12 protein-coding genes are annotated in these 17,009 nt (G+C 44.9%); 7 read left to right on the forward strand and 5 right to left on the reverse strand.

The genetic code is table 11. From position 1 onward, the window contains the following. Nucleotides 1-66: 66 nt before the first annotated feature. Together nirD and nirB are read right to left on the reverse strand one after the other, a co-directional pair. Complete coding sequence (gene nirD, locus B2863_RS11140; RefSeq protein WP_296210530.1) at nt 67-417, reverse strand: nitrite reductase small subunit NirD; 351 nt, start codon at nt 415-417, stop codon at nt 67-69. A 179-nt stretch (nt 418-596) separates the two neighbouring features. Continuing rightward, the gene (nirB, locus tag B2863_RS11145) at nt 597-3,197 is read right to left on the reverse strand and encodes a nitrite reductase large subunit NirB (protein WP_296210533.1); all 2,601 of its coding nucleotides are present in this window, start codon (nt 3,195-3,197) and stop codon (nt 597-599) included. A 559-nt stretch (nt 3,198-3,756) separates the two neighbouring features. Between nirB and B2863_RS11150 the strand changes: the two genes are divergently transcribed. The 5 genes from B2863_RS11150 (at nt 3,757) to cobA (ending at nt 13,610) form a co-directional block, all read left to right on the forward strand. Further along, nucleotides 3,757-5,346 carry a NarK family nitrate/nitrite MFS transporter gene (locus tag B2863_RS11150; protein ID WP_339343417.1) on the forward strand — a complete coding sequence of 530 codons (1,590 nt, stop codon included), beginning with the start codon at nt 3,757-3,759 and terminating at the stop codon, nt 5,344-5,346. Nucleotides 5,347-5,362: 16 nt separating this feature from the next. Further along, nucleotides 5,363-7,495, forward strand: coding sequence for a protein kinase domain-containing protein (locus tag B2863_RS11155; protein ID WP_339343418.1), 2,133 nt, complete (start codon nt 5,363-5,365; stop codon nt 7,493-7,495). 52 nt (nt 7,496-7,547) lie between these two features. Further along, entirely contained in the window at nt 7,548-9,026 is a 1,479-nt protein-coding gene (locus B2863_RS11160) for an NAD(P)/FAD-dependent oxidoreductase (protein ID WP_296210539.1), read from the forward strand. Further along, the gene (locus B2863_RS11165) at nt 9,023-12,541 is read left to right on the forward strand and encodes a nitrate reductase (RefSeq protein ID WP_296210541.1); all 3,519 of its coding nucleotides are present in this window, start codon (nt 9,023-9,025) and stop codon (nt 12,539-12,541) included. The genes B2863_RS11160 and B2863_RS11165 overlap by 4 nt, the downstream gene beginning before the upstream one ends. A gap of 157 nt (nt 12,542-12,698) precedes the next feature. After that, nucleotides 12,699-13,610, forward strand: coding sequence for a uroporphyrinogen-III C-methyltransferase (gene cobA / locus B2863_RS11170; protein WP_414706944.1), 912 nt, complete (start codon nt 12,699-12,701; stop codon nt 13,608-13,610). Nucleotides 13,611-13,774: 164 nt separating this feature from the next. Here cobA and B2863_RS11175 read toward each other — a convergent pair whose 3' ends face one another. Continuing rightward, entirely contained in the window at nt 13,775-14,662 is an 888-nt protein-coding gene (locus tag B2863_RS11175; RefSeq protein ID WP_296210544.1) for a LysR family transcriptional regulator, read from the reverse strand. 170 nt (nt 14,663-14,832) lie between these two features. Between B2863_RS11175 and B2863_RS11180 the strand changes: the two genes are divergently transcribed. Then, the gene (locus tag B2863_RS11180; RefSeq protein WP_296210546.1) at nt 14,833-15,972 is read left to right on the forward strand and encodes an alkene reductase; all 1,140 of its coding nucleotides are present in this window, start codon (nt 14,833-14,835) and stop codon (nt 15,970-15,972) included. 109 nt (nt 15,973-16,081) lie between these two features. Next, nucleotides 16,082-16,303 (forward strand): hypothetical protein, encoded by a 222-nt coding sequence (locus B2863_RS11185; protein WP_191115288.1) that lies wholly within the window; start codon nt 16,082-16,084, stop codon nt 16,301-16,303. A 35-nt stretch (nt 16,304-16,338) separates the two neighbouring features. On the opposite strand, the gene B2863_RS11190 is transcribed toward B2863_RS11185, so the two are convergent. Then, the gene (locus tag B2863_RS11190; protein WP_224737935.1) at nt 16,339-16,806 is read right to left on the reverse strand and encodes a DUF305 domain-containing protein; all 468 of its coding nucleotides are present in this window, start codon (nt 16,804-16,806) and stop codon (nt 16,339-16,341) included. A gap of 43 nt (nt 16,807-16,849) precedes the next feature. Continuing rightward, on the reverse strand, nt 16,850-16,999 hold the full coding sequence (locus tag B2863_RS11195) for a copper resistance protein B (protein ID WP_296210561.1): 150 nt from the start codon (nt 16,997-16,999) through the stop codon (nt 16,850-16,852). Between the last annotated feature and the right edge of the window lie 10 nt (nt 17,000-17,009).

Below are 17,009 nucleotides of genomic sequence, written 5' to 3' on the forward strand. Positions count from 1 at the left end.
AAAGGGTTTTTTATTTTTGAGATAGCAATTATGAATAACATATCAAATTAGAGATAACGTCGCTTATTATTCGTAGTTTGCCACCACATTATTTCCATCAAGTTTGAATTTATAAGTATTTAGCACAATACTGTCGTCATCTAGACATTGACCAGTAGCTAGGTTAAAGCGTTGCTTATAGATGGGCGAGGCCACATAAAGCACTTCTTTTGCTGTTCCTGTATCATCTGTAATCGTGGTGCCACCAATCAACCCTCGAGACAATACATTGGCTTGACTGAATGGATCGTAGTTATCAAGAGCAAATAAATCGTTCTGTTTGGTACGAAAGATAGCAATTTGTTTGCCATCTATCAAGGCGCAGACACCGGTTTCAGGAATGATATCGTCAAGTGTACAAATAGTCTGTTGGTTCATGAGGCGGTATCCTTAGTGATGATAATATTGCTCTGTATGAATGATAAATCGTGAGTGATAAGCTGCAATTTGCAAAACATGATTTGAGAAAAATGAGTCGTAAATCTTGAGTCTAAAAACATGAGTGGAAAAAACAGCGCCTTGATTTTTGTGATAATTAACAAGGCACTCATCATTGGCTAGGCCAACTCAACCAGATTGATGGTTGCTTTTTCCGCATCAGTCGCTGGGCGAATCTGCTCACGATCAGTCACGAAAACGACATTATCATCGCCTTTCTCACTGTTTACAAAATGACGGAAACGTTTGAGTTTTTCGGTGTCATTAATCGTCGCTGCCCACTCACACACGTAATTGTCGACCAACAATTGCATTTGCGCTTCGAGCTCATCTGCTATGCCCAAACTGTCTTCAATGATGACAGCCTTCAAATAATCCAGCCCGCCATCTAAGCTTTCACGCCACTTTGAGGTGCGCTGTAGCTTGTCCGCTGTTTTGATATAGAACATAATGATGCGGTCGATGTATTTGACCATTGTTTCGGTATCCAGATCAGTGGCGAACAGCTCGCCATGACGCGGGGTGATACCACCATTACCGCAGACAAATAAATTCCAGCCATTTTCAGTCGCAATCATGCCGAAGTCTTTACTTTGCGCTTCCGCACATTCGCGCATACAGCCTGACACACCCATTTTGATTTTGTGCGGTGAGCGTACGCCTTTATAACGATCTTCTAATCTCAAGGCGAGGCCAATACTGTCATCGACGCCGTAGCGGCACCAGTTATTACCAATACAAGATTTCACGGTACGTAAAGATTTACCATAGGCATGACCAGTCTCAAAGCCTGCTTGTACCAGTTGCGTCCAAATATCAGGCAATTGCTCCATGCGCGCGCCAAACAGATCGACTCGCATCCCACCAGTGATTTTGGTGTACAAATTAAACTGCTTCGCTACTTGACCCAGTACGATGAGCTTGTCTGCGGTAATTTCACCGCCCGGCACACGCGGTACGACGGAATAAGTGCCGTCTTTTTGGATATTACCTAAGTAGTAATCGTTACTGTCCTGTAGTGGTGTCAGCTCGGTTTTGAGTACGTAGTCATTCCAGCACGATGCCAAAATAGAGGCGACTGTCGGTTTACATATCTCACAACCATGGCCGCTACCATGTTCAGTCAGTAATTCATCAAAGGTTTTGATACCGTGCACGCGAATCAGGCTATATAAATCCTGACGAGAGTACGCAAAGTGCTCACACAAGTCATTGTTTACTTCAAAGCCCATGGCGGTGAGTTGATAGCTGACCGTATCTTTGACCATAGGTGCGCAGCCACCACAGCCACTACCGGCACTGGTCACGGTTTTTACATCGCTGACGGAGTATGCGCCGTTTTCGACGGCCGAGCAGATAGCGCCTTTGGTCACGTTATAACAAGAACAAATCGTGGCAGTATCTGGCAGATTGTCGATGCCCATCACGGGTTTTTCGACATTGGGTAATATCAGGCTTTCTGGGTGGGCGGGTAGGTTAATGTCATTTAAATACAATTGTAATAGGTTGTTATAGTCTTCGGTGTCGCCTACCAATACAGCACCAAGCAATCGTTTGTTATCCGGTGTGGTGACCAGTTTTTTATAAATTCCCTCAGCAGGGTTCTGATACAGGTAGCTTAAGCTGCCTTCGCTTGTGCCATGTGCGTCGCCAATACTACCCACATCCACACCCATCAGTTTTAACTTGGTGCTCATGTCAGCACCCGTAAATATCTGCTTGCTATCACCAGCGATTTGCGCGGCACAGATACTGGCCATGTTGTAACCGGGAGCCACCAGACCAAATACTTTGTTGTCCCATACTGCGCATTCGCCTACGGCATAAACATGATCTACATTGGTGCGACATTGCTCATTGATCAAGATGCCACCACGCCCGCCCATTTCGATACCGCATTCAGGGTTGTTTTTAATGAGACCGTCTTGCGGTCTAATACCAGCGCTAAACACAATCATATCGGTCGTTAGAGAGGTGCCATCTGTAAACTGCATGGTTAAATGTTGACCATCACCGATGGTGTCATCAGGGTTAAGTGCGGTATTAGACAGAATCTCTTTGGTGTTTTTCCCCGTCAGTACTTTGACACCAAGTGCTTCTATTTTACGCTTTAAGATCTCACCACCAGCGGCATCGAGCTGAACGCCCATCAATTGCGGTGCAAACTCGACCACATAGGTATCTAGCCCTAGCGTCACGAGCGCTTTTGCGGCTTCAAGCCCCAGTAGACCGCCACCAACCACCACGCCTTTTTTGACAGTGGGCAGATCGGCAATGGCTAAAATCTCATCTAAATCTGCAATGGTACGGTATACGTGGCAGTGCGGATGCTCGCGGCCTGGGATGGGCGGTACAAAAGGATATGATCCTGTCGCCAGTACCAACTCAGAGTACTCAATAATCTCGCCTGCCTCAGTAGTAATACGCTGACTGGCTGAATCGATATCTACAATACATTGATTCAAATGCAAATTAACTTTTGATAATTCGTAAGCCGTTAAATCTACTAGGTTCAGCTTACTGGCATCTTTATGTTCAAAGTAGCTCGATAAATAAACACGGTCATAAGCAGGGCGGTCTTCTTCAGCAAATACATGAATATCAAATTGCTGGTGCAGTCCTTGCTCAATTGCTCGTTCAATAAAGTGATGACCGACCATACCGTTGCCAATCACCACCAAATTGCCTTTGTTTTCTGTGTTCAATGCAGTGCTAATCATGCGTCTGTCCTTAGTAATGGGGCTGGTTGAAGGCGGTCATCGTTTATTTTTTATCACGCTATAAACGGCTCCGTCTCTCAACAACAGCTGATAAACAGCATTTAATACCTACCATTACAGAGTATTCAATAATCATGCCAGAGCACTTCGATTAGCTGGGTTTTTGCGTGTTGCCATTAGACATAAAGGTATGCTGTGTCGGGACCAGTCACTTATGTACAAAGGTTTTTACGTCAGCTTGATCAGCGCTATGACTTACCAAAAATCAGGATAGATACCGTTGTCACCGACTGAGATATCAGAAGTTGATGCACCAAAATAGTTACTGTTGTGCCCCAAATTGGATGTTATTGCTGTTTATAAGGGAGGCTGATGGAGTGTTTTAAATCTGCTGTGTTAATGCTTTATTAGCATAAGTGTCAGGTGTAGTGATGGTTATAGACCCGCCAGTAAAGGCGTCTAGAGACTCAATAAGCGTTGGTCTTTATACAGATTTGGCAGCGTACAAAAATAACTGGCATAACCATTGCACCGCCTGAAACATTGCTACTTATCATATTTGAACACTGCATTTTTTGAACACTTAGTACCTTTAGTACGTTGTCAGAACCCTGAAGTTAATCATTTGAGGAAGTTGCCTATGTCATCATCAGCCCCCGTTGCACCTAGTAAAGACAAGCTTAATGTTTTGTCATTTACGGGTAAAAATAAAATCCTTCATTTAGGTTGGATGGCATTTTTCCTTACCTTTTTTGTATGGTTCAACCATGCACCATTTTTATCAGCGATTGGAGAAACACTCAATCTGAGTAAAGACCAAATCAAAACGTTACTCATTTTAAACGTAGCATTGACCATTCCTGCCCGTGTGATTATCGGGATGCTGACAGACCGTTTTGGCCCTCGCATTGTATATACCGCCATTTTAGCCATTGGTGCTATTCCTTGTTTTACCTTTGCGTTCGCGCAGGATTACAACACCTTGGCGCTGTCTCGGTTTTTGCTGGGTTTTGTTGGTGCAGGTTTTGTGGTGGGTATTCGTTTGATGAGTGATTGGTTTCCAACCAATGAATTGGGGACGGCTGAAGGTATTTATGGCGGTTGGGGTAATTTTGGCTCGGCAGCAGCGGCACTGTTATTACCAACTATAGCGATTGGTGCAGCAGCAGTGTTCGGTGGTGATGAAGGGTGGCGTTATGCAACAGCCACATCAGGGGTCGTGATGGCGCTTTATAGCATTATTTTTTATAAGATGGCGCGTAATACACCCAAAGGGGCTACTTATTTTAAACCCAAAAAATCAGGTGCCATGATGGTGACGTCATCAGGTGATTTTTGGTTAATGATGGTTTTTAAACTGCCTATGTATTTGGCATTGGCATTATTGGCATGGAAACTATCACCTGATGGTGTGAGCTTATTGAGCCAGTCTAGTGTCACCATGGTCTATATTGGCCTTGCGATACTGTATGTTTACGAGTTCATCAGCAGCTACCGCTTTAATAAAGAGGTTTTCACCACGCCTGTACCAGTGGCGCATCGTTATGATTTTAAGCAAGTAGGTATCTTAAACATTTTATATTTTGCCACTTTCGGATCAGAGCTTGCCGTCGTGTCGATGCTACCTCTATTTTACCAAGAAACTTTTAGTTTATCGATTGTGATGGCAGGGGTATTGGCATCTAGCTATGCCTTTATGAATCTCATGTCACGCCCAGGTGGCGGTTGGCTCAGTGATAAGTTTGGTCGCAAAATAACTTTATTGATTTTGACAGCTGGTTTGGCTATCGGGTATCTGTTGATGGGCTTCCTAGACTCAACGTGGCCACTGGCATTGGCATTGTTAATCACAATGTTTTGCTCATTCTTTGTACAGGCAGGTGAGGGTGCTGTTTTTGCAGTGATTCCTCTGATCAAACGCAGCATGACAGGGCAGTTTGCAGGGATGACAGGCGCGTATGGCAATGTTGGATCAGTCGTGTATTTAACGGTGCTGAGTCTGGTGTCTTATCAGGTGTTTTTCTTTGTAATTGCAGCGACCGCAGTGGCTGGATTCTTTGCCTTGTTTTTCTTAAAAGAGCCAGAAGGCATCATTATTGAAGAAATGCCAGATGGTACATTTGCCGAAATACAAGTAAGTCATAGATAGTACGGGGTGAAGACAGATGACGATAGCACACGCAGCAAACGCCAACAGAAACTATAGTCAAAATGCTGATGAGACGGTAGCTAATATCAATAATTCGTCATCAACAGGTTCAGGTCAGTTTGTTGCTATTGATGAGACTGGTGAAAATAAAGATATTGTTGGTGCCAGTACTGCATTATGGTGGCTTGATTTTTTCACTATGGCAGGTCGCAAGACGGAAAACCAAGACAGCTTACTTATCACCACCTGCTTGCCCCATCAATATTCAGGTGAAGAATCATCTAGTGCCAATCGCTCAATATCTCAAGCAAGATCTCACCCGTCCTCATCAGCCCCATTATTGGTGCTGATGGCAGATGGGGTCAGCGCTTGTCAGTTTCCAAAACAGGCAAGTCGACTGGTAGTGAATACCATTGCCCACAAAATCACATTAGGGTTGACTGCACTGACACAATCGCAAGATGAGACGTCATCCATCAGTTTTGATGATGATCAAGTCGCCACTATTATCAAAACAGCAGTCAACAAAGCCAACGATATTCTATATTTTCCTCAATCGTATCAACGGGTGCCGCCGTTGTTGTCTACGTTATCAGGCTTGCTCTGTATCGGTGACCGTATTCACCTGTTTCATACAGGCGACTCTCGAATATACCGCGTTGGGGTAGATTGTCTGACAGTATTGAGCAAAGATCACCGCGTGCACCGCGGTCAAGATAAAGGAGCGCTTGCTGCAGCTATCGGCGCAGATAGCCAGATGGAGCTACAACAATCGGTATTTACCCTCCATCAAAACGAGTGTTTGGCCATTATGACGGATGGGGTTTATGAGCATATAGAGCCCACAGAGTTGCAATTTGAGCTGTGCAGCAGTGCGACTGATATACTTCAGTTGATGACCACCACACACGAATTACCGCTAGGACTTAACACCAGTCAAGCCGTATGCGAGCAAGCCTTTAGTGCAGGTAGTCATGACAATCTAAGCATGGTTATGCTGAGTATGAACACACGCTCAGCCCGTTTTACTTCTATCAACGGCTCCAAGGGTATTAGTCATTTAAATGGCATTGACTTTGATAATCTGGATACGGTCATACATGATGTGAATCGCTACCAGCTGCCAACCGATTTACAGATAGGCGATCATATTGACGGCTTTACTGTGATTGGTATCATTGCTCGTACTGCTCGCAGTCACGTGTACTGGGTAAAAGATGAATACAACCATGACTTTGTTTTAAAATCACCCAGTTTAGACTCTGTTGCCGATGGTCACTATCTGCGTGATTTTCTAAAAGAACGTAAAATTGGTTTGAGCCTATCAAAACATCGCCGCGCAGGAGAGTCGGCTTACAATCAAGCTGATCCCAATCGATTGCCTGTCAATCCTGCATCCAACAATAGTGGTCATAACGTGGGCTCTGGGCTCAGTGAGTCGGGGCTGCTGCGTTACTATCCAGTACCAGCAAGTACCACATACTTATATCATTTGACTGAATATATCGCCGGTGAGAGTTTACGGAACTTTATGGATCGTCATGCGCCTTGTGATGTGTGGCAAACCTTTGATTTACTCACCAAAATTGGCATGGCGGTTCGGGTCATGCATCGCAACTATCTACTGCATCAAGACATCAAACCCGAAAACATTCTTTTAACCAAATCAGGCGCGGTCAAACTCATTGATTTTGGTTCCGCCAGCTCCTCCATCTTAAAAGACAGCACTCGACCACCAAATGGTGATTTGCACTATGCTGCACCAGAATATTACACCGATGCACCAAAAGGTGTGCATTCTGACTTGTTCTCAATTGCAGTGATTGGCTATGAATTGTTGACGGGACAATTGCCATTTAATACCCAGACACTAATGATGCCAAACCAAACACTAATGATGCCCGCGCAGCCGCTACGGCAGCAGAATGTGCCTGACGCCAGCCAACAGGCACTCATGCGTGCGCTGCATGTCAATACTAACGCGCGCTATCAAGCCATTGGTGAGTTTTTACAAGATTTTAACCCTGATAATAAAGCGCACAGCCGTGACCCAGAACCTCTCATTAAGCGTAACCCTCTACTGGTATGGCATGGCATTTGCTTCATAGAGTTTGTCATCATTTTATTATTGTTGGCATACTTTTCATGACACGCTGTTTTGCATTCAATGCTGCTCCGCGCGGCTAAGGACTTTTCTGTTTATGTCACTATCTATGTCGCAAGCCGCAACTACGGTAGATACTCATACCAACACTCACGCCTTAGCATCAGACCATCAAAAAAACGCTGGCATCGTTATTATCGGGGCGGGCATGGCAGGCAGTCGCTTTGCCATTGAGCTTGCTCGTACGCATTCAAATGATGACACCGCCCGTTTGCCAATTACGTTGATTAGTAAAGAGCCGCACGTGGGCTATAACCGCATTATGCTGTCACCAGTATTGGCTGGCGACACAGCGTTTGAAGATACTTATTTGTACGACGAAGCAGAGTATGAGCAGCTAGGTATCACAGTATTGTCTGGGGTTGCGGTAGAGACAATAGATACCAAGTGCCAGTGTATTGAGCTAGATGATGGGCAAACATTCAACTATGCCAAGTTAGTAATGGCCACAGGGTCAACTGCCCGAGTCATTCCGTTCCCCAATCATACGGCTAATGGCGTGCATGTGTTTCGAGACCTTGCCGATGTGACCGCTCTGATGGACTATGCCCGCCAAGGAAAAACGGGTTTGGTGATTGGCGGTGGCGTACTGGGATTAGAGGCTGCATGCGCGTTGGCGGCACAGGGTGCGAGCATGACGGTCATTCATATGGATGGTCATGTACTCAATCGTCAATTAGACCTGCCAGCTGCCGAGCTTTTGCAAACTGAGCTCGGTCGCCGCGGGGTTGGTCTCGCGGTTTCTGCACATACTGAGGCTATCGAAATGAATGATGTAGGAGAAGTGTGCGGATTGTCTTTAAAAGACGGGCGCACGCTAGTGGCCGATTTTATCGTGATGGCAGTGGGTGTGATACCCAATGCAGCGCTTGCCAAGCAAAGCGGACTCGAGGTTAATCGCGGTATTGTGGTCGATGATTTTATGCACACCAGTTGTCCTAATGTTTATGCGATTGGTGAGTGTATAGAGCGAGAAGGCGAGCTATTTGGAATGGTGGCGCCGGTCAATCAGCAAGTGGATACGTTGGTCACGGTTTTAAAAGAGGCTTTGATAGAAAACGATATAAATGTGATAGACAATAAAGCTGCCGTGCCAGATCACTGGGTTCCTTTTATCAGCAAACCGTTGTCATTAAAATTGAAAGTATCTGGCATGTCGGCATTTTCTGCAGGGCAAATTGCTTTTGATGATGACGCTGCCGACTCTATTGAGACTCTCGTATATCGTCAGCCTGAATTGAACCATTATCACTGTCTGTACCTCAAAGAAAACAAACTCATTGGCGCTGTACTTTATGGGGACACCAGCGATGGCAGCTTTTACAGTCAGTTAATTATAGATAACGTTGATATTACGTCCATCAAAGACACACTCATATTTGGCGAAGCATATTGTCATTTGGATGAAATAATGCCAAGCAATTCGCCAACTACGGAAGTAGATATAGAGCTTGATGATACGGACAAGAACATCAATCATCATAAAGCGGCCGAACTGTTAGAGGATGCATTATGAATGACGCTACCGCCAATGAATCTGCTAGCAAATTAGTGCCAGCTAATAAATCGAACAACCTGCCTAATAGCGTGCAAAAAGCAACAGGCCGAGTCATTGAGACACATGATATAAGTGCTGCCAAAAATATCAAAAAAGCACTGTCGTCCTCTGATGACGATTTGGTTGATAGCTCAATTGATGACTTGATCGATAGTTCGATAACCACCATTCGAACAACGTGCCCTTATTGCGGAGTGGGATGCGGTGTTTTAGCGAGCGTGAATGAGACAGAGGTGCTAAGCGTCAAAGGAGATCCTGAGCATCCGGCTAACTTTGGTAAATTGTGCTCAAAAGGGAGTGCACTGGCACAAACATTGGGCACCGCGCGCCGCTTGACCGAGCCATATTATCAAAATAAGCACGCAGTCATGCAACAGCATCAGCATCAGCCTATGCAATTGGGTAATGATTTCAATGCCAAACGTAAATCTGAGAAGCCACTTATAGAGCAGACAGACTGGGACACCGTTTTAGATGACGTGGCCAGTCGTTTAAATGACACTATCGCCAAACACGGACGAGACAGCATTATGTTTTATGTCTCAGGTCAATTGCTGACTGAAGACTATTACGTCGCCAATAAGTTTATAAAAGGGTTTATTGGTAATAATAACATCGACTCCAACTCTCGGCTGTGTATGTCATCTGCAGTAGCTGGGCACAAACGCGCGTTTGGCGCAGACCTTGTGCCCGGTAATTACGAGGATTTGGAGGCTTGTGATTTATTAGTACTGGTAGGCTCCAATATGGCGTGGTGCCATCCTATTTTGTTTGGTCGATTTTTAGCCGCCAAAAAAGCCAATCCTAATAAAAAACTGATTGTGATAGACCCGCGCCGTACGGACTCTTGTGAATTTGCCGATTTGCATTTACCAATTGCTGCGGGCACGGATACACATTTATATAATGGGTTGCTGCATTACCTAGCTCAGCAGGGTTGCCAAAATGATGAATATGTTAGCCAAAGCTTGGGCGTTGATGATGCGGTGAATGCGGCCAAAGCATGGAGCATTGATGAAGTTGCCAGTGCTTGTCAAGTGTCTGCGGACAGTATCCGCCAGTTCTATGAGTGCGTTGCCGCCACTGATAAAACAGTCACTGCCTTTAGTATGGGCGTCAATCAATCACAAAGCGGAACCGATAAGGTCAATGCCATTATTAATACTCATTTGTTCACGGGGCGTGTGGGCAAAGTAGGGGCCAGTCCGTTTTCACTTACTGGACAGCCTAATGCAATGGGTGGACGAGAAGTCGGCGCCCTTGCCAATTTGTTAGCGGCGCATTTAGAACTAGACAATGCCGATCATCGTCAGCTCGTGGCAGATTTTTGGCAGTCGCCTCAAACTATCGCCCCAAACGTGGGTGTCAAAGCCTGTGACGCGGCCGCTGCCATATTAGATGGTCGTATCAAGGCCATTTGGATTATGGCCACCAACCCTGTGGTCAGCTTGCCAGATGCGAATAATTTTCGCCAAGCGCTTGCTGAATGTGATTTAGTTATTGTCTCTGATTGCTCGGTAGACAGTGATACGGTGAAGTGTGCCGATATTGTATTGCCTGCTCAAGGATGGGGTGAAAAATCTGGAACGGTCACCAATTCTGAACGGTGCATATCTCGGCAGCGGACATTAATGCCTGCAGCAGGGCTTGCCAAACCAGATTGGTGGATACTGTCTCAAGTTGCCACACGCATGGGATTAACAGGGTTTGATTACCAACACCCTAGCGAGATATTTAATGAGCATGTGGCATTGACCGCTTATAGCAATACTCACAACCAAAGCCCGTCCAATTCTAATGAGACCTATCCTCGCTACCTGAATCTTAGCAAAGACTTGTCTTCTTTAATGACAGATGAGGTACCAGCCGATAAATGTGCTCAACAATATATTAGCCAGCATATTAACCAGAACGGCAATCAAACATATCAGCCAATCGCACTCAGTCAGCAAGCATACGAAGAGATGTTACCGTTTCAATGGGGTGATACGCGTATTTCCATGATTGATAAGATAAAACCTTTAGAAAATGAAATCAATAATCTCGCGGCTACAGTTACCAAGTCACAGTTAATCGCTATTACGCCCTCTAATGAAGCGAGCATAGCCAATGTGCATCGACGTCAAAGAAGGAATCCCCCTCAACCGATTGGTGAGCATCAATCGCCCTTTAAACAAGAGCTTGAGCATGATGCTCAATCTGAAAGCCAAGCGATTCATTTACGCCTGATTACGGGCAGGCTTCGCGATCAATGGCATACCATGACTCGTACTGGCCTTGCACCGCAGTTGAACCAACATCAGCCAATACCCACACTGACCATACACGCTAACGATGCACAGCAACTGGGCGTTCAAGACAATGACTTTGTGCAACTGCATCGCAGGTATGAAAACTACGAAAAGTATGAAAGCTATGAGAACGGCGTGACTAGTAATGGCACAGTCAGTAATACCGCGATGAGTACGGCTAGGGATGGCAACGAGTCCGCAACTACCGTAATGACGCAAGTTACCATTAGCGATACGTTGCGCGTTGGTGATGCATTTATGCCTATGCATTGGAGCAATGCTTTTGCTAGCTTCGCTCGTGTAGGCCCCCTTATTCCAACAGTCCTCGATCCGCATTCAGGGCAGCCAGAGCTCAAAAATTCGGCGATCAGTGTCACGCCTGTTCCTATGCAATCATTTGGCAAGATTTTGGTGCATCCTGAGTGGCAAGACGCCGTTATAGTGCAATTACGTACTATTTTGGCCAATTTTTCTGCCAAAGTGTCAGAGAAAGTATTATCTGAAACAAAATGCGAAGCACGTTCAAATAATATTGTGCCAGAGGCATTACCTGCACTTACTTGGAGCTTGAGTCATCAAAATAACAGCGTCTTGATCAATCTCGCTAGCCCGATGGTGGAGGCTAGTAGTACCTTAGCTTGCCCCGAGTTTTGGCAGCAGTTTATAGCGTCTATGCAATCATTATCACAGCCAAACTCTCAAGAGGGTGTCATGCATACGGCATTTACGGTCGATAATGTACAGAATCAATTGCGTTTTATTGTGACGCAATCTGCGCCTGAGACAGACTCAAATAACGCTGCTATAAATAGTGGGTCATCTGATGATGAGAGGCCCAGCACACAACTGATTATGGCTATTTACGTTGCCCCAACGCAAAAGCAATTACCGAGTGTCCGCTGGCTCGATAGCTGCTTTACGGATACTAGCCAAATACCTGTCAATCAACGATATAAATGGTTGCTCGCGGGGCGGCCTGCCAGTGGTTATGTTGATCCAGGACCTTTGGTATGCTCATGTATGTCAGTTGGAAAAAATATCATTCTCAACGCTATCACACAGCATGGTTGTACTAGTGCGACGGCAGTGGGTAAGCAGTGCCGAGCAGGTACCAATTGTGGATCTTGCGTGGGGCAAATCAACGCATTAATCGCAGAATGCGGCCCGTTGGCGCAAGCTTAGATAGTCGTGTGGCACGTCGCTTGCAACCTTTTATATGCAATTACTGGTTGAGTGTTGTGTTATGAACAATAAGCCATTTTAGAGTAAGGGTGTATTGACAACTTTGCTTGTGGTTGCCCATTTTGCTGTATTCACTCTGTTATCAGGAGTCACCACCGTGACCAATATATCTGCCGCTACCCCAACGCATTTGACCTATCAGCTAATGGATAAACACTGCGCAGAAAACGTGCAAACTTGCACCAAAAGAGGCACTGTGCATCTGATTGGCGCAGGATCTGGTGACCCTGAGCTATTAACATTAAAAGCGTGGCGAGTAATGCAGCGCGCAGAGGTAGTGTTATACGACAGTCTGGTGTCTGAGGATATTTTGGATATGTGCGCGAGCACGGCTGAAAAAATATTCGTTGGTAAGCGCCGAGCTAATCATGCATTGCCACAAGAAAGTATTAACGAGCTACTGGTCAAACACGCGCTGGCAGGAAAAATAGTGGTTCGCTTAAAAGGTGGCGACCCTTTTATTTTTGGACGCGGCGGCGAAGAGCTACAGGAAGTGGTACGTCATGGCATTCATTTTGAGTCTATTCCAGGTATTACTGCCGCCAGTGCCGCTGCTAGCCGTACAGGAATTCCACTAACGCACCGTGACCATGCTCAATCGGTCAAGTTTGTCACTGCTTGCAAAAAAAATGGCGCGCCTAATAACGATTATAGTGAGCTAATGGACAGCAGCCAGACAGTTGTGTTTTACATGGGTTTGCACCGTTTGCATGAGATGACACAAGGGTTGATAGCAGCGGGGCGCTACAGCGAAACGCCTTTTGCTATCATTAGTCATGCCAGTATGCCAACGCAGCAAGTACTTATCGGCACATTAAGTGATATCGCTGATCAGCAAGCTGAAGCAAAACTGCCAACCCCTGCACTATTGATTATGGGTGATGTGGTCACTTTATATCATGAGTTTGCAGACTATAATCTTGGCGCCATGGGTAAAGGTGAGTTTGTTGATGTTGATAAAGTGATAAGCAGTAATGATTTAATACCCGATTTGGAAAGTATTGCGTAGGATAACTATGTTTAAGAGACTGTTATTTTAATAAACTTGTATTAACGTGATTATGTGAACCTGTCCAGAATTTTGTGTAGGACCATGTTTAGTCTAGATAATACTTACATCAAGTTTAAGAATGTTCGATGTCGTTTCAAAGTTGGCTATAGCTAAGTTACTTATTATAGATTTCGTAATTGCTCGATTAACCAACGATGTATGCCACTGTCAGCAGTACGTGGATGCCATGCTGCGATGACCTTAAAAGTAGGCGGCAATGCTTCAACCTTAAGCTCTTTGACCTTACTGCTCGGCAATAATCGCGAAGGATAAAACGCAATCATGTCAGTCGTGTGCAAAATATCTGGTACGGCTGAAAAGCTAGGAACCGACATCACAATGTTTCGTTTTAGACCTTTTTCTGCAAACCATTGATCATGAGAGCCACGTAAATTAGCACGTGAAGGTGACACGACTAGCTGCGCGTGTGCAGCCACTTGCGCCAGCGTTAATGGCTCTGTTGCAAAAGTATTTTTACAACCCGTCACGCATAAATGTTGCTCTTCAAATAAAGTCACATACGATAAGTTATCAGGGATAAATTCAGGAAAGGTAATCAACAAATCAAGCTCGCCTGCTGCAATTAGCTGATTGATATTGTCTGAGGCAAAATCACGTACGATCAACTTCAAGTCTGGTGCGTCGCGTCGCGTAATATTAAACAATTGCGGTAATAATGCCTGCGTCGCATAGTCAGTCGCACTAATCGTAAAGATGCCCTTGTAGGTTTGCGGCATAAAAACCTCTGGCTCTAACAAATCTTCCAACTTTTTTAAGATATGGTCAAGGGGTTGCTGCATCGATAGCGCCTTTGGCGTTGCCACCATGCTATTCCCTTGACGAATAAACAAGCGATCATCAAACACCTCGCGTAACTTACGCAGCTGCTCACTAATGGCTTGTTGGGTCAGCCCCATCTTGCGTGCGACTTGTGACAAGTTTTTTAGATCAAGCAGTGCTTGTAATACTCTAAGCTGCTTAATATCGAGCCGATTCATTCCATTCATCATGCATACCATTAATAGTTGTATCTTAAACAATAACTGGTTGTTTCTAATTGTACCCTCAAAACGCTATGCTGACCAACATTGCTTAAGTAATCACTAGATTGGTTATTAAGCATCAAAACAGGCTCAATACCTTTAATAATAAGCCATCAGCTGCTTTAAAAGAGACACTTATGACACAAACCACTCTAAATACAAATACATTATTTTCCTCTGTAGAACTTGGGCCTTATACACTCAAAAACCGTATCGTCATGCCACCATTGACACGCTCTCGTAGCACGCAACCTGACAATATCCCTAATGACTTAATGGCCAGCTATTATGCACAGCGTGCGTCAGCAGGCTTTATGGTGACGGAAGGTACGCAGATTGAGCCAAGAGGTCAAGGTTATGCTTGGACGCCAGGCATCCATTCATTAGCCCAAGTTGAAGGTTGGAAAAAAGTCACGCAAGCAGTACATGACAAAGGCGGTATTATTTTTGCTCAGCTTTGGCATGTAGGCCGTGTGTCGCACACCAGCTTGCAGCCTAATGGTGCTCAGCCGGTAGGGCCTTCTGATATTACTGCTGATAACGTCAAAGTATTTATTGAAACAGGTCCAGGTGCAGGCGCATTGGCCGATCCAAGTGAGCCACGCGCCCTCAGTACCGATGAAGTTGGTGAGCTGGTAACGATGTATGCGACAGCTGCGCGCAATGCATTGGAAGCGGGTTTTGATGGGGTAGAGCTGCATTGTGCTAACGGTTATTTGGTCAATCAGTTTATTTCTGAGCATAGCAACACCCGTGATGATCAATATGGTGGGTCATTGACCAATCGTTTGCGCTTCTTAAAAGAAATCGTGGCTGCTGTCAGTGATGTGGTCGGTGCTGATCGTTTAGGCGTGCGTTTTGCGCCTTTGTTTGCGAGTACGGATGAGACGCGTGTGTATTTAGGCTTGGTAGAGTCAGATCCCCATCATACGTATATTGAGGCGATTAAAGTCATTGAGCAAGCGGGTATTGCTTATTTGTCCATTGCAGAAGCTGATTGGGATAATGCGCCTGATTTACCAGACACTTTTTATCAAGCAGTCAGAGAAGAATTTTCAGGCCGTATTATTTATGCTGGCAAATACACGGTACAAAAAGCCGTAAACATTTTAGAAGAAGGCTACGGTGATTTATTCGCGTTTGGTCGTCCTTTTATCGCTAATCCAGATCTACCTGAGCGTATCGCCAATAACTGGCCACTCAATGAAGTAGATCCTACCACGATGTATGGTGGTACCGATGTTGGCTATAGTGATTATCCTCGCTATCAAGAGTAGCGAAGCACTTAAACAATGAATAAGATAAGGCCATTAATGGCCTTATTTCTATTTACAAATTTAACGCTTTTATATAAGCAGAGGCTTAATTATCAGTCGGTATCATGTCATGAATCAGAACTCCAAAGACAGACTTATACGCATATTAATAGGATATATAGGGCTGTATCCAACGCTCCTAATTGTATTAACGTTATTGAAGCCTATAACTCAGGGTTTAAGCCTGCCAGTGGTGGTATTAATTGAAACCATCATACTTGTTCCACTGACACAGTTGGTGTCTTTCCCACTAGCAGGCTGGGTCATTGAGCGTCTGAGCAGAAAAGAGTGATCACTTTTCGCAGCGTTCACTGGTACACCATTCTCTTATTCAAGCTCATCAATCAACTGCTTCATTTCATCAATTTCACGCTTTTGGGCTTTTATAATATCATCAGCAAGCTGTTGCACACGCGGATCTTCAATATCAGCGCGGCTACTGGTGAGAATGGCAATCGAGTGATGCGGTATCATCGCTTGCATCCAATCGACTTGGTCGACCGTTGCTTGTGATCTGACGCCCCAAATACCAACAGCAAACATCAATACACTTAGACCATAGATCATCAAATTGACCTTGGTCTTTTTATACATATTGGTCATAAATGCCAACATGACCACTGCCATACCGGCACCCATGTAGAGTGCCATATACGCTCGGGTTTCACTAAAGTAAATGTGATCCCACTGGTAGGTATTGAAGTACATCATGATATACATGATGACAGTCGATGTCAGAATCATTAAGGTGAATTTTACATAAGGGTTCATATTTTTTTGCTTAGCAGCTTCCATGATATGACCTCCATTGTTTTGTTAAATTAAAATGGGTAGACAGTTAAAACCAGAATTTAACTCCCGCAGTCAAACTACTGCTATCAACCGATTCATTTTCTTGACGTCGTTGACCACGAGCCTTGCCAAGCGCTGTCTCATAACTAACCCCCACATAAGGTGCTAGCTGGCGACTGAACGTTCCGTAAGTCAGCCTTACCTCG

The sequence above is a fragment of the Psychrobacter sp. UBA3480 genome (genome assembly GCF_002377945.1).
Classification (GTDB): domain Bacteria; phylum Pseudomonadota; class Gammaproteobacteria; order Pseudomonadales; family Moraxellaceae; genus Psychrobacter.

What these genes read in the sequence shown, in the direction of transcription:
- nirD (WP_296210530.1), bottom strand. Translation starts at nt 417, where the DNA reads ATGAACCAACAGACTATTTGTACACTTGACGATATCATTCCTGAAACC.
- nirB (WP_296210533.1), bottom strand. Translation starts at nt 3,197, where the DNA reads ATGATTAGCACTGCATTGAACACAGAAAACAAAGGCAATTTGGTGGTG.
- B2863_RS11155 (WP_339343418.1), top strand. Translation starts at nt 5,363, where the DNA reads ATGACGATAGCACACGCAGCAAACGCCAACAGAAACTATAGTCAAAAT.
- B2863_RS11160 (WP_296210539.1), top strand. Translation starts at nt 7,548, where the DNA reads ATGTCACTATCTATGTCGCAAGCCGCAACTACGGTAGATACTCATACC.
- B2863_RS11165 (WP_296210541.1), top strand. Translation starts at nt 9,023, where the DNA reads ATGAATGACGCTACCGCCAATGAATCTGCTAGCAAATTAGTGCCAGCT.
- B2863_RS11175 (WP_296210544.1), bottom strand. Translation starts at nt 14,662, where the DNA reads ATGATGAATGGAATGAATCGGCTCGATATTAAGCAGCTTAGAGTATTA.
- B2863_RS11180 (WP_296210546.1), top strand. Translation starts at nt 14,833, where the DNA reads ATGACACAAACCACTCTAAATACAAATACATTATTTTCCTCTGTAGAA.
- B2863_RS11185 (WP_191115288.1), top strand. Translation starts at nt 16,082, where the DNA reads ATGAATCAGAACTCCAAAGACAGACTTATACGCATATTAATAGGATAT.
- B2863_RS11190 (WP_224737935.1), bottom strand. Translation starts at nt 16,806, where the DNA reads ATGGAAGCTGCTAAGCAAAAAAATATGAACCCTTATGTAAAATTCACC.